At 59.6% G+C, this 21,203-nt stretch carries 14 protein-coding genes; 5 read left to right on the top strand and 9 right to left on the bottom strand.

The window, feature by feature from the left end; translation table 11 throughout:
- Positions 1-210 precede the first annotated feature (210 nt).
- Positions 211-1,206: a FecR family protein gene (locus tag RAS12_RS22985; RefSeq protein ID WP_306941737.1), complete on the bottom strand. Its 996-nt coding sequence runs from the start codon at positions 1,204-1,206 to the stop codon at positions 211-213.
- Positions 1,207-1,217: 11 nt separating this feature from the next.
- Positions 1,218-1,724, bottom strand: a complete 507-nt coding sequence (locus tag RAS12_RS22980) for an RNA polymerase sigma factor (protein ID WP_306941736.1) — start codon at positions 1,722-1,724, stop codon at positions 1,218-1,220.
- Between the two features lie 205 nt (positions 1,725-1,929).
- Between RAS12_RS22980 and RAS12_RS22975 the strand changes: the two genes are divergently transcribed.
- A complete protein-coding gene (locus RAS12_RS22975) occupies positions 1,930-2,217 on the top strand; it encodes a hypothetical protein (RefSeq protein WP_306941734.1) in 288 nt (95 codons plus the stop codon).
- Between the two features lie 217 nt (positions 2,218-2,434).
- Here RAS12_RS22975 and RAS12_RS22970 read toward each other — a convergent pair whose 3' ends face one another.
- The 5 genes from RAS12_RS22970 to RAS12_RS22950 all read right to left on the bottom strand — a co-directional run bounded on the left by RAS12_RS22970 (position 2,435) and on the right by RAS12_RS22950 (position 12,446).
- Positions 2,435-2,782, bottom strand: a complete 348-nt coding sequence (locus tag RAS12_RS22970) for a hypothetical protein (RefSeq protein ID WP_306941732.1) — start codon at positions 2,780-2,782, stop codon at positions 2,435-2,437.
- A gap of 138 nt (positions 2,783-2,920) precedes the next feature.
- Complete coding sequence (locus RAS12_RS22965; RefSeq protein ID WP_306941731.1) at positions 2,921-3,601, bottom strand: hypothetical protein; 681 nt, start codon at positions 3,599-3,601, stop codon at positions 2,921-2,923.
- A 182-nt stretch (positions 3,602-3,783) separates the two neighbouring features.
- Complete coding sequence (locus RAS12_RS22960) at positions 3,784-4,095, bottom strand: hypothetical protein (protein ID WP_306941730.1); 312 nt, start codon at positions 4,093-4,095, stop codon at positions 3,784-3,786.
- Between the two features lie 235 nt (positions 4,096-4,330).
- On the bottom strand, positions 4,331-4,624 hold the full coding sequence (locus RAS12_RS22955) for a hypothetical protein (protein WP_306941728.1): 294 nt from the start codon (positions 4,622-4,624) through the stop codon (positions 4,331-4,333).
- Entirely contained in the window at positions 4,614-12,446 is a 7,833-nt protein-coding gene (locus RAS12_RS22950; RefSeq protein ID WP_306941726.1) for a hemagglutinin repeat-containing protein, read from the bottom strand. The genes RAS12_RS22955 and RAS12_RS22950 overlap by 11 nt, the downstream gene beginning before the upstream one ends.
- A gap of 567 nt (positions 12,447-13,013) precedes the next feature.
- On the opposite strand from RAS12_RS22950, the gene RAS12_RS22945 reads away from it, so the two are divergent.
- The 3 genes from RAS12_RS22945 (at position 13,014) to RAS12_RS22935 (ending at position 17,112) form a co-directional block, all read left to right on the top strand.
- The gene (locus tag RAS12_RS22945) at positions 13,014-13,775 is read left to right on the top strand and encodes a uracil-DNA glycosylase (protein ID WP_306941724.1); all 762 of its coding nucleotides are present in this window, start codon (positions 13,014-13,016) and stop codon (positions 13,773-13,775) included.
- A 279-nt stretch (positions 13,776-14,054) separates the two neighbouring features.
- Positions 14,055-15,836, top strand: coding sequence for a DEAD/DEAH box helicase (locus RAS12_RS22940; protein WP_306941722.1), 1,782 nt, complete (start codon positions 14,055-14,057; stop codon positions 15,834-15,836).
- Between the two features lie 88 nt (positions 15,837-15,924).
- On the top strand, positions 15,925-17,112 hold the full coding sequence (locus RAS12_RS22935) for a class I SAM-dependent methyltransferase (RefSeq protein ID WP_306941721.1): 1,188 nt from the start codon (positions 15,925-15,927) through the stop codon (positions 17,110-17,112).
- A gap of 16 nt (positions 17,113-17,128) precedes the next feature.
- Here RAS12_RS22935 and RAS12_RS22930 read toward each other — a convergent pair whose 3' ends face one another.
- Both RAS12_RS22930 and RAS12_RS22925 read right to left on the bottom strand, forming a co-directional pair.
- Positions 17,129-18,229 (bottom strand): tRNA nucleotidyltransferase/poly(A) polymerase-related protein, encoded by a 1,101-nt coding sequence (locus tag RAS12_RS22930; protein ID WP_306941719.1) that lies wholly within the window; start codon positions 18,227-18,229, stop codon positions 17,129-17,131.
- Positions 18,226-20,367, bottom strand: a complete 2,142-nt coding sequence (locus RAS12_RS22925) for a lytic transglycosylase domain-containing protein (RefSeq protein WP_306941717.1) — start codon at positions 20,365-20,367, stop codon at positions 18,226-18,228. Before RAS12_RS22925 ends, RAS12_RS22930 begins: the two co-directional genes overlap by 4 nt.
- A gap of 117 nt (positions 20,368-20,484) precedes the next feature.
- Here RAS12_RS22925 and RAS12_RS22920 point away from each other — a divergent pair, with 117 nt between their 5' ends.
- Positions 20,485-21,159 carry a 5-formyltetrahydrofolate cyclo-ligase gene (locus RAS12_RS22920; RefSeq protein WP_306941714.1) on the top strand — a complete coding sequence of 225 codons (675 nt, stop codon included), beginning with the start codon at positions 20,485-20,487 and terminating at the stop codon, positions 21,157-21,159.
- Positions 21,160-21,203 lie beyond the last annotated feature (44 nt).

The following is a 21,203-nucleotide window of genomic DNA, read 5'->3' as shown; positions in this document are numbered from 1 at the left end:
AGGCCCGCCAGCACTCCGGTTATGCACGGAGCCTGGCGGCGCAGCGGCATCAATGCGATGCCCTTGGGGTACAAGACGCTTGTCGCGAACAAATCCCTGATGGAATAACGATACGCATTAGCAACAACGTGTAACTTGCGTCTAGCGATGCACGGATGACGCGCTGCCGCGCACTGCATGTCGTAGCAGACACACAACCGGCTCAGTGTTTTAACGGCGCATTATCGTGGCCCCGCCATCCGCGCCGGCTTGCACGCGAACGGGGGCTATGGCGGGAAGCAGATCCAGAAACGCCTTGGGGTTGTCCACGCTGAACACGCCCGAAATCCGAATCTTTGCCACGTCCGAGTCCGCCACCCGGATTGCGGCGTGACCATAGCGGTTCAGATCCGAAACGGCATCCGACAAAGGCAGATCACGATAAATGGCTCGACCCGTATGCCATGCCAGCCGCGCCGGCACATCCACCTTTTCCGCCGACGACAGGCCGCCGTCGGCCAACGAGCGAGTCCCCTGCCCGGCGCCAAGCACCACCTGGCTGCTATTCCACCAGTGGCCCGCCTTGACTTCGACCGTGCCGGAGTCCACGTCCACACGAACGTTTTCGCCGTCGCGCAGCACATTAAAGCGCGTACCGGTAACGCGCACCGTCGTGCCTCCCGCCTCGACATAAAACGGCTGACTGGCGTCCGGCGTAACCGAGAACGTGGCTTCGCCTGACGCGAGTTCAACCACGCGCCTGTCGGCATAAAGCCGAACCGACAATTCCGTAGCGGTATTCAGATTCACAACGGACGCGTCAGGCAAAGACACCTGCTGGCGCTGCCCAGGTTTGGTCTGATAGTGCGCGGTATAGCTAGGGTCCCCAGCTCCCCAACGCGGCAAGACCACGCCCGCGACAACTGCCGCCGCACAGGCAAAACCCAAACCCGCCATCAAGCGCCGGCGCGGCAACGCTCTGCGCGGAGCCGCCGGCTGCGGCTCCTGCACCAAGGCGCGCAACCGGTCTACACCCAACATGCTGCTGGCATTCCAGATGCCACGCGCGCGCTGATACTCCAGCTCATGCGCTGGATCGGCCTGCCGCCAGCCCTCAAACTGCTGGCGCTCGGCCTCATTCATCTGCTGCGAATGTACGCGCGCAAACCAATACGCCGCGGCATCGCGTGCATCAAGCAGGGTGTTTGGGTCGATAGGATCAGTCATTGCGCGGCGGCTTAATCCGGGCAGAAGTGTTGCAGCTGTTCACGGACTTCCCGAGTGGCGTCCATGATATAGCGTTCGACGGTATTCAACGCCAGCCCCATCCGCTCTGCAACTTCAGGCTGCGAATACCCTTCAAGCCGGCACCATACATAAGCCTGCCGCTTCTTCAACGGCAAACTGGCAAGCGCGCGCTCCAACGCATCGGCCAGCTCATGCGCACGCACATGGGCTTCAGGATCAAGCACACGCGAATGCTCATCCGCGCCAAATGCCTCGAGCGAGATTTCATCATGGCGCGTCTGCCGCCGGATCTCGCTGATCAACCGGTTCTGCGCTGCGCGGTACAGATACGACTTGCCGTTTATCACGCCGGTAGTCCCGCCGCTCAACAATCCCGCCATCACGTCCTGCGCCGCATCTTCCGCATCGCAAGGCCGCGAGTTCCGTTTGGCCCACGCGCCCACCAACTCGCCGTAATGGGCAAGCCAGGCTTTGAGAGGGTTGGACGAACGAGACATGACGGCGAACGCGAAGGTTGCGTGAAGCCGGGAATATTAACAATGATTCTCAATTCGGTGTGCGTGAGGGGCGGGGGGGTGGGGCGAAGGTTGTCGGGTGCGCGACAGACGGGCTATAGGGATAGGGCTGGAGATGGGGATGGCATCGCACCTTGGCGTGGTGTCGATTGGTGCCTCGTAACGTCTATCGAGGGAAAAACAAGAAATGAAAATATCTCAAACAGAATATTCAAATAACAATCTGCATATTTCCACCTTTATTTCAATCGCCGTCTCCTCTCTTTCCACCAACCCCGAGGATAAGGAGCATCGGCAAAAGGACGAATATTCAATAGTTTCGCTTGGGATGCGTAACCGCCTATCAACGCAAAAACAAAACCGACAAGATTCACCCAACCCGTATTCCACACATCAAGGTCAAGGAAAACCAGAAAGAGACCTACCCCTACGAATACAAAGCGATATATTGCTCGAAGATTTTCATCCCGAATAAAATGTCTTTTTATAGATTTAATATGACACCTCACTAAATATAAATAGAAAATCCGATAACAAACAATCTTCTTTTATAAGAAATTATTTAAATATTTAGATCTTTCATCTCATATCGGCGCCCAAGTCAGGAGAAGACCGGACGCGCCGGCAAATCTTCGCCATGGCGATCACAATGCCTTTTGCACCTATCAGGCAGCAAAATAAAAGGATCACAGCTATGCATTACACAAGGTCCACCATCGACAATTTAAATCGGGTTCAAATATAACCCTAGCCTCTGAAATTGAATCACGCATATTAAAGACAACACGGATTCCGGCCCCTGACCTGTCCCGCACGACTTCGATAGTCTCCACGCCTTCTGACGAAATGGTAGCCAGCACCTGTTGAGCGAGTTTCAGTACAACCTGGAATGACTCCATAACAGCGCTAAAAGAAAAATCCAATTCAAGTTCGCTATTTTTTGATTTCACTTTATAACGGCATAGAGCCAAACTCTGGTCGACCTCAATAGGCACAATACCAAACTCCTCCAAAAAATCATCCTCGCTCGGAAATTTCATTGCTGCACTCTAGTTAAATTTTCATGAGCGCGCTCAGTTTACGAGCTTCATAATCGACTGGTTTGAAAGCGAGTTCATCACATTACCTTCAGTGTTTGTGCACGCATTCTGATATCACCGTATACCATCACACCGCCATCACTTGCCGTAAGTGTCGCTAGGCACCGCAAAGCGGAACAAGCCGGTTTTTCCGCATTGGTATGGGTACGGTTCGATGCAACGCTCGCGCATTGTGCGTGCCAGTCTATTGGCGATGTCGGCGCCAATCCGCCGTCCTTCTGCTGAAGGCCCACGGTCGTTGAAATCGCGTAGCGAAATAGGATAGGTCGTATCCGCCCGAGCCCGGTACTCGCCCGATTCCGCGTCGTATAGACGAACATAGGTCCCCACGGATGGCCCGTATTGCTGGTATCCCTCAAAGCCGCTGGGCTCATCCACCACAACGGCGTACTTCGCCCCAACGGCCACCGCATCCTCTTTCATACTCGTCGGCCGCGCGGACTGGGGGTCAACCTTGCGCTGCTTGAAGGTTGCCTTGATTCCTGCCGCGTCCATAGCGCCGGGCAACTCCGCATTCAGCGCCTTGCACACGGCTTCGCCTGCATAGGCTGCCGGCAATGCGGTGCTGGCTCCGATCCAGCCTGTACCGTCGATCTTCTTTTTGAAATCGCAATCGGAGGTGTAGATAACCACCGGAGTTATTACTTCTTGAGGAGCTGGGTTGGTGGCCAATGCATTGGGAGGGGAACCCATGATGAAGGCGCAGCCAGAGGTGAGGAGTAGGAAGGTGGTGGAACCTAACAGGTTGAGAGGATGCATTGACAGAAAAATCCATTTAATTCGAGCTATTCAGACGTTGAGACACGCGCCCTCTCTAGCCCTTATTACAACTGCATCATTTATATCGCCGGAACAATTTTTGTCTGGAACAGTGCTCTCTCACCAGGTCAATCGCAACATCAAACTTTTAGAATTAAGCAGCTTTTTCTCGCCGCAAAAACTCATTTATCGCTTTGGAAGCCTTGTTGCTGAAGGAAATTCAGTTGCTCCAACCGTGAAAGCACGTACAGCACCCCGTCCGCAATTTCATCAGTATCTATTCGAATTATGGAACTCCCTGGCTCAGAAAAACTCATCACGAAAGTATATTTTTTCGCCGTCCTTTCCCCGTCCAGCTTGAACAGGAACACACTCTTATTGTTGGAACATAATACTTCCATCAATTCCACGAATCGATCTAGCGTGCATACATCGTCCAAGGTCGCACCTAGGCCTGCTAGATATTTTTCAGCTAACTCTTTTCTGGAAAACATTTAAACCTCGCACGGCATGTGCCATATCACGGGCATCCGCTAGGTTTCATCCAGCCGTCGCCATCAAGTTTTTTAATATCATTGATAGAAGAATTTCTTGATTTTTATCGACGCAGAGATTTTTTACACTTCACGCCCCGCATCTTGAATCGAAATTCGCCCTATCAAATCACTATCGTAAAAAAAGAGACAAAACTCACACCATTAACAATCTAAATTGACATCCGGCGTAAAGCTATTTTCTTTCACGCAACCGGCGCTTTCGCTCCTTCCACCAATCACGAGGGTAAGGAGCATCAGCAAAGGGACGTATATTCAACAACTTCGCTTTAGAGGCGTAACCGCCAATCAATGCAATTACAAAACCAACAATATTAACCCAACCAGTATTCCAAACATCAAGATCAAAAAAAACCAAAAACACACCTACCCCCACGAGCACAAATCGGTATATGGTGCGAATATTTCCATCTTGAACAAAGTGTTTTTTCAAAATAATTAATATATTTCTCAACTTATCACTTCGCATACTTCACCTTCAGATATTCACCAATTTCATTAAATAGTATTGCCCCGTTCGGAGCAGCACTACTTACGACCGTTACAGCTGTGTCTATGGCCCCCCCCTTCCAATAGGCCGCGGCATTAGGCCTTATAGCCTGCTCCAGACCTCCAAGCAGCCATCCGCTAATCGCCGCCCCTTTGGAAGCAGCTAGAAATGGCGCGGAATACGGTCCAGGAGCAAGACCTAACGTCCCAGTTATTGCACCAAAGCGACCATTGGCTGTGGCTAACTTAGCGAGGACGTCGGCATTAGAATTGCGTAGATCCTGATAGTCTGCCGCGGTCGCGAACCTCATCATATAGGCTGCGCATTCCCCAGTAACGCAATGACGAGACATGGCTGAAGGAGCCTTCACCGCAGAGCTTGGCGAACCAAAATTTGCCCAGTAATTTTCCCGATTAGATTCGGGAGTATAAAAATACCCTGTTGGCACCTCCAATCCGCTTGTGTACGACACAATTAGGCTCTGTAGGCGAGCATCACCTGCGACGGGGAAATCCATATAGATAGTTTGACCATCTTGAGTCTGCCCAACTTTCTTGAAAATTGCGCCATCATCTGTAATTCCGCCCTCTCCATATAGGACGTCAGGAACTCCCACATACATCTCGCCATTTGGCAACACCGCATCCATTCGGCGCATTTGGGCCTCGATCTGCTCAGCAGTTACGTCAACGCCTCGTGCCTTGGCGTCCGCAGCAATGCGATTCGCCAAGACTTTCTCATCCGGATGCAGCTGCCGATTAAACATGTCTGCTGACAAGGCGCCCCCCGCACCGCTTCCACCGCCTACCAGCCCTCCCACGGCACCCGACAGCGCATTCAAAACCACATTGGCCGCCTCTCGTTGAATAGAGGCCGGTAGATTGCTCATCGCCTCATCAATTGCGTCTTTCATTGTGCTGGATATCAAATTCCCCGCGACAGTTCCGGCAATTGCTCCCGCCACGTCCCCACCGCCCAATGCTGCCCCTGCGGCAGCGACGATTGAATGTACGGCGATTTTTCCGGGTTTGCCTTCGCCCCAGACATCAGGATTGTCTTTCGCCAGCTTCTTGGTGATGTCCCCCGCAATCTGCATCCCCAGCTGACCAAACGCCTGCTGAAACTCCAGTTGTTCGCGGACCTTGTCCTTGTCAAAAATCTTCCCAATGCTGCCGTTGGCGCCCGCCGTATCCCTGCTCAACCCCGCCAGACTGTCGTGTCCCGTTTCCTTGTCCGCGCGCACTTCAATCGTGCCTTCCGCGACTGCCGCATGCGTTGTGCCCGACTCACTGCCACTCGTCGAGCCGAAGCTCAATCCAGACGGCCCCGATCCCAGGGCCTTGCCCTTATTGGCGACATCGAACGCCCCTGACATACCCAGGTTGATTCCAACCGTGGTGGACTTGTAGTCGGCTTTGTTCTTCAAATCGGTATAGCCAAACGTTTCGGTGGACAGCAAGTTTTTGGCTGCGTCAGCGTCGCTGGCGATTACTGCACCATCCAACTGCGTGTGCTTGCCTACGTAGATATCAAAGCCGCCCGATCCCGCGTATAGGCCGGTCTGTTCGATCACGCTGTCATAGTTGGACTTGGTTTTGCCCATGCTCGCGCCGATGTAGGCGCTGCCAGTCATGGAACCGAAGCTGAAACTGCCGCCTGCGTTTACCTGCTTTTGCTTGGCGTCGTAACGGTCTGAATCTTGTTGGCTGACAACCGTGAGGTTCCGTCCAATATCAGCGCGAATGCTATCGGCGCGGGCTTGAGCGCCTTCCAGCAAGGTATCGCGCCCAGAGATCAGCGTCAGATTGTCGCGGGCGCTGACTTGAGTTTCGCGGTAGGTCGTGCCGTTGCCATTCGCATTGCCGCTGCCCATGTAACCGCTGGCGAAAATATTGATGCCGCCGCCACTACCGCTGTCGGAGACGCCAATACCCACACCCGCCTTCCATCCGCTGTTCTTATTGGTGGAGACTTCGGTTGAGGTCTGAGCCTGGCTCAATAGCATCAGATCGTTAGTGGCCGCCAGCAAAACGTTCTTGCCTGCAAGATCGCTTCCGATAATGGAAAGGTTGCCGGTGCCTGCCACGCCGTTTTCACCGAGCGCGATGATAGACACGTTGCCGCCCGCCATTACTGAAGAACCAAACGCCGTCTCTTGCGTCCGCTTGGTTTCGCTCACAGATTTGCTGGACCCAACGCTGATCTGAATCTGGGCGCTTGCGGCTTCTTTTTGAGCCGCAGACGCGTCCTTGCCATTGGCCGCATCAAGCATGCGGTCGGTTTGTACGGCCTGGTACGCCGCTTGCCCCACCTTGACGGCAGCCAGGCGGCCGTCCTTGGCATCGGCGGCTTGCTTCAACGTGCCATGAATCTGCTGGGTTGCGCCCAGCACCCCACCGGCGACGCCAATCGTCAGGCCCGACTGCTTGAACTCGTGATACTCGTGCTGCTGCGCGTCGCCCACCGCTGCCACGATGGCGACATTGCGGCCAGTGATGGCAATATTGCCGTCCTGCGCCAACAGATTGCTGCCCATGACGCCAACGTCTCGACCTGCGTCGATGATCAGATCCCCGCCCGCGCTTCCAATCGTGCTGCTGGTGTAGCCACCACTTGCACTCTTCATCCAATCGATGCGTTCCTGCTTGTTGTAGCCAATGCTGAAGCCGCCTCCGCCCATGCCAGACTTCTTCACCTTCTCGTACTGATAGTCCCGGTAGGTTTCTTCGGCTGCCAAAACCTGAAGGTCTCTGCCAACCGCGATCTGCACATCGTTATCGCCGATAACGTTTGAACCCACCACCGTCATGTCACGTCCGGCCATCATGACTACGGAATCGCCACCAAACGTTGACCCAACAGCCTGAGTCAATTCGGTTTCATTCTTCAGGTGCGTCGTCTTGCTAGACAAGAACCCCTTTTGCTTGAAATACGTTTCGTTATACGCATACCCAGCCGAGTCCCCTGCCAGCACATTGATATCCCGGCCCGCGCCCACTGCCAGTTGCTTGTCGGACGACACCTGCGCCGCAATCGCGTTCACATCCTGGCCCGCGATCAGCGTCAGGTTTCCGCCTGCGGCGATCTGTGTGCCGACATCAGTCGACGAGCGCATCTCTGCCCGATTCTTCTTCCCATAGTCGTAAGACTCCGCGTAGCGGTCCTCTGCTGTGGTCAGGTTGATATCCCTGCCCGCTTGAACGCGCGCGTCTGCGGTGGCGCTGATTGCGGCGGCCTGGGCGTTGAAGTCGCGGCCGGCCTGTGCGTTCAGGCTACCCGCATCAATGCGTGCCACACCGTCGACACGGGTGCTGCTCACGCCACCACTCGCGTTGGATTGCGTGGATTCAGTCAGGTTGATGTCGCGGCCAGCGGCCAGCGTGACGGAGTCTCCCTTGAGCAGCCCGGCCAGGTTGTCGATGTCGTTGCGGGCGGCAAGATTGACGGTCTTGCCCTGCATGGAACCGACGGTGTTGCGGACGTTCTCCGCTTCGACCAGCAGCGCATTGCGGGCGCCGATGGTTCCCGTGTTGGTGACGTCGCCTGCCGTCTTGATACGCGTGTCACGGCCTGCAATCAGCGTGCCGTCGCCGCGTAAATCGCCGGGTTGCACCGCCAGGTAGACCTGGGGCGACAACACGGTTTGCTGCGTGCCGTCGGGCAAGGTGACGGTCTGCTCCACCATCCAGACGATGTCGCTGGTCAGGTGGAGCATCTGCTCTTCGGTCAGGGCTGTGCCGATGGTCAGGCCAAACTTGCCGGCAAAGTCCGCTCCTGCGGTCAGCAGCGCTTTGTATTGCGATTCGTTGTCGGTGTAGTCGCCCACAAAGCGTTGACCAGTGGCGAGCATGACTTGTTCGGCCACCAGCTTCTGTTCATAGAAACCATCGCCCAGGCGCTTGAGGATATGGCCCGGGTTCTGGTTCAGTTGTTGCAGCAGGTAGTCACTGGACAGGACCGGGCGCTGGCCCAGGAACTGCGCATCGGTGGCGATCAGGTAAGGCGCATCGGGACGGTGCAGCACCTGGAACAAGGCGCTTTGCGGGATGACGGGCGGCAGCGTCACCACGCGCACAATGCCTTTGCCGGGCAGGCCGATTTCGATGATTTTGGCCGGTGCCAGCGCCCCTGCCACGGCGGTAGAGCCGGGTTTTTGATTTCCGGTCGCGGGCGGGGCGGTGTTACCCGTGGAGCTGGCTACCGCGAGTTCGATACGTTCAGGTGCAACGACGTCGGTGTAGTCTGTCCGGTTTTCTTTGCGCCCGCCGCCACTCGTGATGGTGCGAACTTGATAGCCTACGCGCTCTAAGGTGCGCTGGCCTTCCGCGCCCATGTTATTGACGGCAGGTCCATCGACGGACAGCACCCCGCCCGCGATGATGCGGCTCTTGTCGTTGGTAACAGCACCTGTGAATTTGGCATTGCCGCCTACGATGATCTTGGCAGGATCGGTCGATAGCGTGCGGCTTTCCGAGATGACTTCATCCACTTGGTAGTAGAAGAAGTTGGCAACAAGACGGCTATTGAAATCGGCGTTGAAGGCGCGAATTTTTTCATTCAACGCGCGGTGCGCATTCTTAAAGGCGCTCAGTTCCAGATCGAACGCATCACGTCGCTCTTTCTCGGCTGCGCAGCTTGCAATCGTCGAGCATGGCGCGTCCAAAGGCACCCATTCCGGAAGTGGGCCAGACGGCTGGGCCACTTCGAAAATTGCCCATATCCGAGCCTCCTGCGAGTAGCGGTAGACTTCCGGCTCAAGCATGCAAAACTTGCCGTATTCACCACTGCCGCAACCCTCGGACCCGGCGACCGGGCCGGGCATGTATGCCAGCGGAATCGGCGCGCTGAAGCCGGCCTCGCCTCGCCTGCTGGCAACATAGTCAAACGGCGGCCCGTAGATCGATTCCGGATACTTCGTGGACGGCAGCAGCAAACGGCGCTCTGCGTCGTCGTCCAGAAACGTTACCGGATCACGGCCGCAAAGCGCCGTCACCTGATCGCACAACCACAGCTTGGACCCATCCAACAGCTCGGTGGAGTTTTCCAGACGGTAGTACAGCTTGGGGCCGCGGCTGACCTCGACGACTTCACTTGTGAAGTGCTGATTCAAGTTCTGGATAGATGCTGCGGCAATATCGGCGTTGCCTGCAACTTCGATCGTGGCCGAGACATTGACAATCGATTGCGCCAAGCCCGCAGCCTTGCCAGTAACATCCAACGCGCCGCCAATCCGCAAATCTCCTGCCGAGTAGATCAGCGCGTGTTCGCGATTGACCAATGAACCCACGCCCAGGTCCATATCGCCTCGAGATGCGATGACGGCATTGGCGTCGTTCAGCAGCGTGGGCGTTTTTATACCGACGCGGTCGCCATAGATGCGGCCCGTATTGGTAACGTTGCCGGCATCGATGCGCGTATAGCCGCCATCGATCAGGCCCGCATTGGCAAGGGTTCCGCCCACGTTCAGGAAATTGTTCCCCGCCGCAATAATTTCTCCGCCAGCACGGTTGGTCAGCGTGTCGGCGTTGATCGTCAGGTGCTGGCCCGAATGGATCTTGCCCGTGTTGTCCAGATTGCCCGTCGTCAGTTCAAGAGATGCGCCCGCCGTCAACGCGCCCGACGTGTTCTGCAGATTGCCCACAGCGAGTTTTGCATTGACGTTGGACGAGACGTTGCCGCTGTTGTTATTCAGCGTGCCAGTGGTGACGCCCAAGTCTTGTCCAGCGCCTATCCTGCCCGCCTGGTTGTCCACTGCCGCAGCGTTCAGCGTGACCTGCTTGCCCATCAAACCCAGCGCGCCGCTGGCGCTGTTGGCGAGCGTGTCGCGGTTGTTGACGCTCGCGGCCGTCAAGGCCAGCACATCGTCGGCCTGGATCAGCCCTGCGCTGTTATCCAATGCCCCCAGTGTCTTTAGCGTGATCCCATTGCCTGCCACGATGCCACGCGTGTTGGCCAGCGATTGCGCGTTCAGCGTCACCAAGCCCTGCGCGGCCACGGTGCCGCCAACGTTGCCGATGTGGCCAGTGGCTGTCAGATTCAGCGCATCACCGCTGACGATTTTTCCGCCGGTGTTGGCAAGGCTGGCCATCTTGATATCGGCGGAGCCGCCGTAGAAGCCACCGCCCTGGTTGATCAAGACGCCGACGCTCGCGACATCCAGCTTGCCGTCCGCCTGCACCACGCCGTTCTGATTATTCAGACTGCCCGCCCGAATCTCGGCAGCGCCGCCCAGCAGATTGCCGTCCTGGTTGTTCAGCGCGCCTGCGCTGTTCACATCCAGCTTGCCGTTGGCCTGCAAGGTGCCGCCCTGGTTATTGATGCCGCCGCTTGCTTGCAACGCAACGTTGTCGCCCGACACCACGCCGCCGGCCGTATTGCCGAACGATTGGGCGCGCAGGTCCACTGCTTGCGTGGCCGCCACGGTTCCGCCGCGATTGTCGATTGCGCCCGCCACATTGCCGGTCAGCGCACCACCGCTGGTGATCTTGCCGGAAGCGTTGTCCACTCCGGCCGCGCGCAGCGCCACCGATCCGCCATACACAGCGCCGCCCCGGTTACTGATATTGCCCGAGGCGTCCAGCGTCAACGCATTGCCTGCTACAAGCTTGCCGCCCGACAGGTTCATCGCGCCTGCCATAACATTCACGTTGCCGCCCGCAACCAGTGTGCCGGGGTTCAGTAAGGCGTCCACCTGCGCGTTCAACGCACCCAGCGGACTGATCGAGCCATCGGCTTGCAGGCCAGCGGTGACATTGCCGCTGTTATTCAGTTGACGCCCGTTGATGCCCACATTTCCCGCGGCGGACATGCCGCCACTATTGACGACGTTGCCATCCGCCCGCAGATCCAGGCCGGCGCCAGCCGCCACCGTGCCCGCATTGCTGACCTGACCTTTGCTGTCCACCGACAATGCAGTCGCTGCCTGCAATCTTCCCGACGGCTGGATGCTGACGTCGCCATTGGCGCTGAGTTGCAGCGTGCCGGTCAGCGCGGCAAGGTTGCCGCCGACGTTCACGCCCACACCGGCTTCGGTTCCGATCAACCGGATGCTGTTGGCGTACATGCCGCCCAATGCGGCCACATCCAGCGCTACACGAGGTGCGGCGCCATCGCCGGTCAACGCCGACACGTTGAGACCGTCGTAACCCACCCGCGACGCGCCAGCGACCACGGTCAGACGGTCGGCCCAGACCTGGGCGTTGATTTCCAGCGTTCTGGCCAGCAGATCCAATTGGCTTAGATTGGCGCCGTACAGCCCCTGGCCTTCGATGCCAAGCCGCCCCGCTGCAATGTCGAAGCTCAACATGCCATCCGCGCCGATGACGGGACGCCCGGTGGTCAGCGTTGCCCGGTCCGCATTCAGAAATCCGCAACCGTTGCAGGTAATACCCGCCGGGTTGGCAACGATGACATTGGCGCGGTTGCCGGCGACTTCCAGCATGCCCATCAGTTGTGAGGGGTTGGGCGCCGTGACCTGGTTCAAGATGGCCATTGCGCGCTGATTGCCCAGCATCGGATTGCCCGCGACCTGACCGGCCAGTTGTGTCTGGCTGCCCCCACCGCTGTTATTCAGCACGACGCCGGACGGACCCACGTTGAACTGCGTATACCGGTTGTTCGACACTCCACCCGCAGATGGCGGCGCAATATTCACCACGGGCACGCCATTGCTCACGCCGACGATCGGCCGGGCGCCAGCCACACTCTTGTCGACAGCGATAGGCAGGGTCTGCGCCAGAACGGGTGTCCAGATTTGAGTAATCAGAATGGACCAGATGGCAACAGAGCGAAGCTTAGACATGGCGGAGCAAATCTCGATAGGCGTAGGAGCAGCTGAACGGTGGCAACGCGCGCCGGCGTTCAGAAGTGAAATAACAATGTCGTGGCGAAGACCGAACAGCGCGTCTTCAGGCTTTCAGAGTGATTCAAATATCAGCCGGCATCGGCTGATGGATCTGCATGCGCGTGGGGGATGACGGCCGTGGAGGCCGGTACGGCTGCAGACGATGTAACGTCGGCTTGGACTATGGCGTCGCATCCTGCACAACGCCACCGCCTGTCGATTTTCTAAACTGACCGCAAACCAGCTGCTGAATTCATCACTACCATTCAGTAACGGGAAATATTTCAATTAATTAAGCGACATTAGGCATTTATGCCGGATTTTCTCGGCATTTTGTATTTTGCAGACAATCGAATGTTGGCCATTAGGCATTTCGTAATTGTCGGCGGCGCGCCCAAGCACGTTAATTCGCGGCCCTTGCACCGCGCTATCAGAAGCGTCCGAAAATCGATTCGGAAAATACAGATTTTGCGGCGTGCCGATACGCATGCCGATTCAACTCCTGCCCATGGCAAAATCGCGCCCATGCTGATCGATAACCGACTCACCCCCAACGCCCTTGCCGCGCAGACGGCGCAACTTCCTGCCGCATGGCAGGCTGCTTTTGCACCACAGGCCGTTGCGGACGCGCTGGCCGCCGCAACCGCGCACGTCGAAAAACGGCTTGCCGAAGGCGCCGTGGTGTATCCCGCCACGCCGTTGCGCGCTTTGCAGGGCCTGGCACCGTCGGATGTGCGCGTGGTGATACTGGGCCAGGACCCGTACCATGGCCCCGGCCAAGCGCAGGGTCTGGCGTTTTCGGTGCCGGACAGCTGCAAGCGTCCGCCCAGCCTGCGCAATATCTTTAATGAGATCGCCCAGGAATACCCGGGCACTCAAGTGCCTCAAGGTAATGACCTGAGCCGTTGGGCCGATCAGGGGGTACTGTTGCTGAACACCGCGTTGACGGTAGAAGACGGCCAGCCCGCCTCCCACGCCAAGCGCGGTTGGGAAACCGTGACCGATGCGCTGATCTCATTGGTTGCCCGCGACCCCGCGCCCAAGGTCTTTATGCTGTGGGGCGCACACGCTCAGGCAAAGCGAATGTTGCTTCCCGACAACAGTGGCCATCTCGTGCTGATGTCCAATCACCCATCCCCGCTTTCCGCCCGGAGACCGCCTGTGCCGTTTCTGGGCTGCGGGCACTTCCTGGCAACAAACGAGTGGCTGGCGAACCAAGGGAAAAACCCTATTGATTGGGGACTGGACGAAAAAATAATTCCCCTGCAAGGCGAATTCGGGTTATGATCGCCGCACTGCACAAAACGAGTTCGGCATTTACCGCCTTGATTTAGCGGAATTTTCTGCAGTCTGCCCGGCAACCTTAGCCTGGGCCCCATGCCGAACTATCATCGATTCCTGACCTCCTTTCCTTTCGCCCTGCGTTCCAGTCTGTACAAGAGAACGCGCCATGCGCACGGTTGATTCGGTCGGCACGATGCTCCATCAACCGTCGCCTGGATCCGGCCGCCTAATCCCCTGGCCCGACCAAGCACTGCGTCGCATTGATTGCGGCAAGGGAAAGTAATGTCTTTTGAAAACCTGGGTCTTGCACCCGCTCTGTTGACGGCCATCCAAGAAGCTGGCTTCACCACCCCCACCCCCGTTCAAGCTGCTGCCATTCCGCAAGCGCTGGCTGGTCACGACCTGATGGTGTCCGCGCAAACAGGTAGCGGCAAGACCGCAGCCTTCATGCTGCCGGCCCTGCATCGCATTGCCCAGATGCCCGCCAACAAGGGCGTCGGCGTGCAAGTGCTGGTTCTGACCCCGACTCGCGAACTGGCTGTGCAAGTTACCGAAGCGACCGATATGTACGGCCGCAAGCTGGCTGACCTGCGTACGGCCACCGTCGTCGGCGGCATGCCTTACGGCGCCCAACTGAAGGCGCTGTCGCGCCGCGTTGACGTGCTGGTTGCCACCCCCGGCCGCCTGATCGATCACCTGCAATCGGGCCGCGTCAAGCTGAACACCGTGCACACGCTGGTGCTGGACGAAGCCGACCGCATGCTGGACATGGGCTTCATCGAAGATATCGAAACCATCGTCAGCCGCCTGCCGGAAGACCGCCAAACGCTGCTGTTCTCGGCCACGCTGGACGGCACGATCGCCAAGCTGGCTGGCCGCATGATGCGCGACCCGCAACGTATCGAACTGGCCGGCGCCAAAGAAAAGCACACCAACATTACGCAAAGCCTGCTGTACGCAGACGACGCCAGCCACAAGATGCAGTTGCTGGATCACGTGCTGCGCGATGCCAAGCTGGACCAAGCTATTGTCTTCACGTCGACCAAGCGCGGCGCCGATGACCTGGCCGACCGTCTGGCTGACCAAGGTTTTGCTGCCGCTGCCCTGCACGGCGACATGAACCAGCGCCAACGCACCCGTACGCTGTCGCAACTGCAACGCGGTCAGCTGCGTATTCTGGTTGCCACCGACGTGGCCGCCCGCGGCATCGACGTGCAAGGCATCAGCCACGCCGTCAACTTCGACCTGCCGATGCAAGCCGAAGACTACGTGCACCGTATCGGCCGTACCGGCCGCGCCGGCCGCAGTGGCCTGGCTTTCACGCTGGCTACGCACTCCGAGCGTCACAAGGTTCGCCGTATCGAGCACTACATCGGCCAATCGATTACGCCTGAAGTGATTGCCGGTCTGGAACCCAAGCGCACCCCGCGTCCGTCGGCTGGTGGCAGCGGCGCCCCGCGTGGCGGCAAGCCTTTCGGCAAGCGTCCTGGTGGTTTCGGTGGTTCGCGTCATGAAGGCGGCGGCTACCAAGGCAACCGCGATGCCGGTTCGCGTGAAGGCCGTTCGTTCGGCGGCCCGCGTGAAGGCGGCGCTCCCCGTGGCGAGTTCAAGCCGCGTGAAGGTGGTTACCAAGGCAACCGTCCGTTCGGCGACCGCCCCCAGCGTTCGTTTGGCGATCGTCCCAGCTTCGGTGATCGTCCCCAGCGCGAAGGCGGCTATCAAGGCAATCGTCCCTTCGGCGACCGTCCTCCCCGTGAAGGCGGCTTCCGCGGCGGTGACCGTGATGCACGCCCCAGCTTCGGCGGCGACCGTCCCAGCTTTGGTGATCGTCCCCAGCGCGATGCCCGTCCGTTCAGCGAACGCGCTCCCCGTGAAGGCGGTTTCCGCGGCGGTGACCGTGACGCCCGTCCGGCCGCAGGCTTTAGCGATCGTCCCAGCTTTGGCGACCGTCCCGCCCGTGAAGGCGGCCGTCCTGAAGGCGGTTTCCGTGGCAAGCCCACGTTTGACAAGCGCCCCGGCGGCCCCGCCAAGCGCTTCGCCAAGCCGGCTGATCGCCGCGGCTAATCCGCCAGCTTGACCCCAAACAAACCCCGCGCCTGTCGCGGGGTTTGTTTTTTGGGAAAATGTCTTTTTGCTCACGCCTGATCCCACCATGCAACGCCCCGCTCCCGCCAATCTGCCCCCTCTTTCCGCCGCCGCTCAGGAACATAGCGATGCCGCCGCGCGGCATCTGCAGAAAGCAATCACCGCCAACGGCGGTTGGCTGCCTTTCGACCATTGGATGGCAGAAGCGCTGTATGCGCCCGGCCTGGGCTATTACGCCGCCGGCACGATCAAGCTGGCAGACGCGAATGATGACGCGAAGACGCCCGCGGGCGACTTTGTCACCGCGCCGCAATTGACGCCGCTGTTTGCGCGCACGCTGGCGCGTCAGGCAGCGCAGATATTGCGCCAGACACAAACACAAGCCGTGCTGGAGTTCGGCGCAGGCACAGGCGCGCTGGCCGAGGGCGTGTTGCGCGAGCTGGATGCGTTGGGACTGGAACAAACCCAATATTTCATTCTGGAAGTTTCCGCCGATTTGCGCACGCGTCAGACGGAACGCTTGGCGCCATTTGGCAGCCGGGTGCAGTGGCTGGATGCTCTGCCCAACGCATTTGCAGGCTGCGTGCTGGCCAACGAGGTACTCGATGCGATGCCCGTGTCAATCTTCCGATGGAACGAGGACGGCACGGTGTTGGAACGCGGTGTGGCGCTGGATGCAGACCAAGGTTTCATCTGGGACGATCGCCCCGCCCCGGCCGCGCTTTCGGCCGCTGTGTCCGCCCGTATGCCGGGTTTGGCGGGGTATGTCTCGGAAATCAATCTGCAAGGCGAAGCCTGGATTTCCGCCATGGGCAGCTGGCTGGAACGTGGTGCGGCCCTGCTCGTGGACTATGGTTTTCCGCGCAACGAGTACTACCATCCGCAACGCGCGGGCGGCACGCTGATGTGCCATTTGCAGCACCACGCGCATGGCGATCCGTTCACCGCACCGGGCTTGCAGGACATTACGGCGCACGTGGATTTCACTGCCATGGCCGATGCGGCGCTGGATGCGGGCCTGCAAGTACTGGGTTACACCTCGCAAGCACGCTTTCTGATGAATGCGGGCCTGATGGATTTGCTGGCGCAACTGAATCCGTCCGATGCGCAGCAATATGCGCAAGCGGTGGCTCCGGTGCAGAAGTTGCTGTCCGAAGCAGAGATGGGCGAGCTGTTCAAGGTGCTGGCCGTTGGCCGCGGCATCACCGAACCATTGATGGGATTTTCACGCGGCGACCGGCTGGGCAAGCTGTAACGCAGAACCGCCCGGCTCAGCCAGCCCGCAGCCGATCCAGCCGGGCTTGGCGCACGCTGTCTTTGATGCGACCGGGGTCGCCCGCGCAGGCTTTGGCAATCGCGCCAGCATCCACGCCACGCACCGCATCCACCCGCGCCTGCCAGGCAGCGCTATCAACCGGTTTCAACAGCGACGCCGTCTTCAGCAGATCAAAAAAACGCTCGGGCTTGCGCAAGGCATCGGCGCGTTCCATCAGCGCCAGTTGCGCGTCAATGGGATCTGCCCCCTGCTGCGAAGCGTCCAGCCCCGCCAGAACCTCCGGCAGCAGGCGCGCATAATCATTGCATTCGCTGGGCACGCGCATGCGGCGGCCCAGGGCCTCGCGTTCGGGCGTAAGGCGGCAAAGCAAGGCATAGCGGCCCGGCAAGGACAGCGATACGTCAGCCGCCCGATCCACGTCAGCGCTGACCTCGTCCACGCCTTGCAGCTCAGGCATCACGCGGGCCAGAGCGCCCGATTCATTCAAAATGTTCAACATGCGCGAAGGCTTCTGCGCCATCAGACCGCGCGACAATTCCTTCCAGACGCGTTCGGCCACCAAGGCGTCGGCCTCGCCCGCTTCCACCATGCGGCGGCACAGCGCCAGGGTTTCGGGCGCCACGGAGAAATCCGCGAATCGCGCCGCGAAACGGCCCAATCGCAGAATCCGCACAGGATCTTCTTCAAAGGCGTCGCCCACGTGCCGGAAGATGCGGGCGCGCACATCGGCTTCACCACCCAGCGGATCAACCAGTCCACCATCCGGTTTACGGGCGATGGCATTGACGGTGAGATCGCGGCGGCGCAAGTCTTCCTCCAGCGTCACATCGGCGCCGGTGTAGAAGGTAAAACCTTTGTAGCCGCGCCCAGACTTGCGCTCGGTACGCGCCAGCGCGTATTCCTCTTTGGTGCGCGGATGCAGAAACACCGGAAAGTCGCCGCCCACGGGAATAAAGCCACGGCGGCTCATGTCTTCAGGAGTAGCGCCCACGACCACCCAATCGTGATCGCCAGGGGGCAGGCCGAGCAGCGCATCGCGCACCGCTCCGCCCACAATGAAGACCTGCAAGCCGTCGGTTGCTGCGTCCTGCGTCATGGGATTGCGGTGGTCTCGGCGCCCAGCGGCACGATATTACCCAGGCGTTCCTTCAGGGACTGGGACTGGCCGCTGAACATTGCCGCGTAATACACCGAGTTGGACATCACGTTTTTCACGTAAGTGCGCGTTTCATTGAACGGGATGGTCTCGGCAAAGATCGCGCCTTCAACGGGATGCGTGAACGTCGAGCGCCAGTTATGCGGGCGGCGCGGGCCCGCGTTGTAGCCCGCGCTGGCAAGCATCTGCGAACCGTTCAAATCGCGCAGCACCATGTTCAGATAGTTGGTGCCCAATTCGGTGTTGGTATCGAAATCGTTGACGCTGTCGGGCGTGAAGTTGCTCATGCCGATCTTGCCCGCGACCCACTTGGCGGTGGCTGGCATCAGTTGCATCAGGCCAGACGCGCCCACGTGTGAACGCGCATCCATGATGAAGCGGGATTCCTGCCGGATCAGGCCATAGACCCAGGCCGGGTCCAGCGCGATGGCGTTGGCCTTGGCGGTGACGCGGCCTTCAAAGGGTGCGATGAAGCGCTGGCTGAAGTCGAATTCCTTTTCCGTGCGGTCAGACGTGTTGACCACGCGGTCGTAGATATTTTCGGCGCGCGCCAGTTCGGCGGCGGCAATCAGTTGCCGGTCGCTCATGCCGCGCAAGGTGTAGTTCCATTCGGGCACGGCTTCAGCGCGCCAGCCCAGGCGGAACAACTGCACCGCGCGTTGCAGGCCAGGGTTGGCGCGGGCTTCGGCGATTTCGCGGTCGCTGATGGGCGCCGGACGGGGCGGCACATTGATGCGCCGGCCCAGTTCTTCGGCAGACAGTTGGCCGTAGAAGTCGAAGCGGTCGGCAATACCGGCGTACAGGGCGTTGGCCTGGTCCTTACGGCCCGTGGCGGCCAGGCCGCGCGCCTTCCAATAGACCCACGATGTGTCGGCGCGTTGCGCGGCCGGCATATCGTCAATGGATTCCATGACCCATTTCCAGTCGATCTTGGGCTGACGCAAGGCGGCACGCACCTTCCAGCCCGCGTTGTAATCCGTCATGCGGATATGGCCAGCTTCGTGGTACCAATCGTCGGCGCGGCTGTCCAGGTTCAACGCGGCGACCAATGCGTACTGGCCGCGCACCCAGGCCAGGTTCGACTTGGCCATGGACTTGGCCCATTCGCGGCGCAGGTAGGAATCGGCGACGCTGATGTCGGAACGCGCCAGGCGCGCCAGCGCGATGGTCACCAGTTCTTTTTCGTTGCGGCCCACGGGCATGCGGTCTTGCCGCGTCAGCCACTTCATGGGGTCCTTCATGAGGGCGTCGTAGGTCTTCAGATCGCGCGCCTCGAACATGTACTGAACGAACTTGCGCGCGTCTGTCGTCTTGTTGGCCTCGATGGCGTCGCGCAGTTGCGGTTCCAGCTGATCCCAGCCCAGGATGTTGTCCGCCACCAATTGGTCGTACAGCGCCCAGCAGGAACCGCCCGGCGCGAACACGGCCGTAGCCTGCTCGGCTGTGGCACGCTGGCCGGTCATGTGTTTGGCGTTAAGAATGGCGCATTCAATCTGGGCATTGCTGTTCTTGACCGGCGCCAATTTGCGGACGGTTTCGAAGTCGCCGCTGCGCGCGGCAGCCAGCAGCCAATCGCCGCGCAGCCGGTCAGCCAGATAGGCGTCGGCGTTGCCGCTGATGAACTTTTGCAGATCGGCGTTGGGACGGCCGGTGGCGGGCGGGCTCCAGAGCTGATAACGCAACAGCCAATACTCCGGGTACATGCCCAGGGTATCTGACTTGGCTTGCGGCACCAGTGCTCCCAGCACGGACCACTGCTTGCGGTTCATGGCTTCACGCGCGGCGACGACTGCGGCCAGCGCGGGGGTGTCAGTGGTGGGCGGCAGGCCAGCCAAAACGGCTGGAGGCACCGAGATGATAGGTTGCGCGGTCTGAACCGCGGGTTGGGGCTGCGCATTGACCGCAGCGCTGCGTTGCTGGGCGTCAACCGGCGCACAGGCGGCGGTGAACAAGGCCAAGAGGGGCAGCCAGCGTCGCAAGCCCGAGCGGGTGTCTGAGGCGGCGGCGGGGTGTTCGGATTGCAGCGCGGATTTCCGCCCCGATTTCTGATACCGTCCGGATTGCAGAGTCTGTGTCATGCCACGTCCCTCATACACCGTCATACACCGGCCTTGCCGTACGCCCGCATGCAAGATACTTGCATGGCCGCGACCTGTCTGTTCGCCTTCATTTTCCACCCCCATCACAGCCACTGCATGACTACGCAAAATACTCCAGAGGATACCGCAGTCCAGCACCGCACGCGATTGCGGCAAATGCGTGCCGAATTGCCGGAAGACCAGCGCAGCCGCGGCGGTTTGCTGATGCGTGCAAGACTATTCACCTGGCTGAATGTGGCACGCGACGAGGCTGCCCGCGCCGGACGCCCGGCGCCCGCCACCGTGGCGGCATTCTGGCCCATGGAGGACGAACCTGACCTGCGCCCGCTGCTGTCGCAATGGGTCGAGGCTGGCGTCAACGTGGCGCTGCCCGTGGTGCGCGAGCGCAATGCCCCCCTGGTTTTCCTGCCGTGGACGCCCGAAGCCGAACTGCGCGCCGGGCCGTATGGCATTCAGGAACCTGTTGCCGGCCCCGAGCTGCTGCCAGACGTGGTGCTGGTGCCGACCCTGGGTTACACGGAGCAAGGCGACCGGCTGGGCTATGGCGGCGGCTATTACGACCGCACGCTTGCCGCGCTGCGTGAACGCGGCCATTCGTTCGTCACCATTGGCATTGCCTGGAGCTGCGGCGAACTGGATCACGATTACCAGCCCGCCGAGCACGACTTCCAGCTGGACGCGATATTGACGCAAGATGGCTGGGTGCCGCACGCTCCGCTTGAGCAAGGCGGCACGAACGGGACAACGTTGCACTCGTTCCGGATGAACTGACGCACCAGTTTGCCCCGCCAGCTTGCACCAAAACGGTGCGTTCT

It is taken from the genome of Achromobacter seleniivolatilans (assembly GCF_030864005.1).
Taxonomy (GTDB): Bacteria; Pseudomonadota; Gammaproteobacteria; order Burkholderiales; family Burkholderiaceae_B; genus Achromobacter; species Achromobacter seleniivolatilans.
This window is presented reverse-complemented; position numbering and strand designations above follow the sequence as displayed.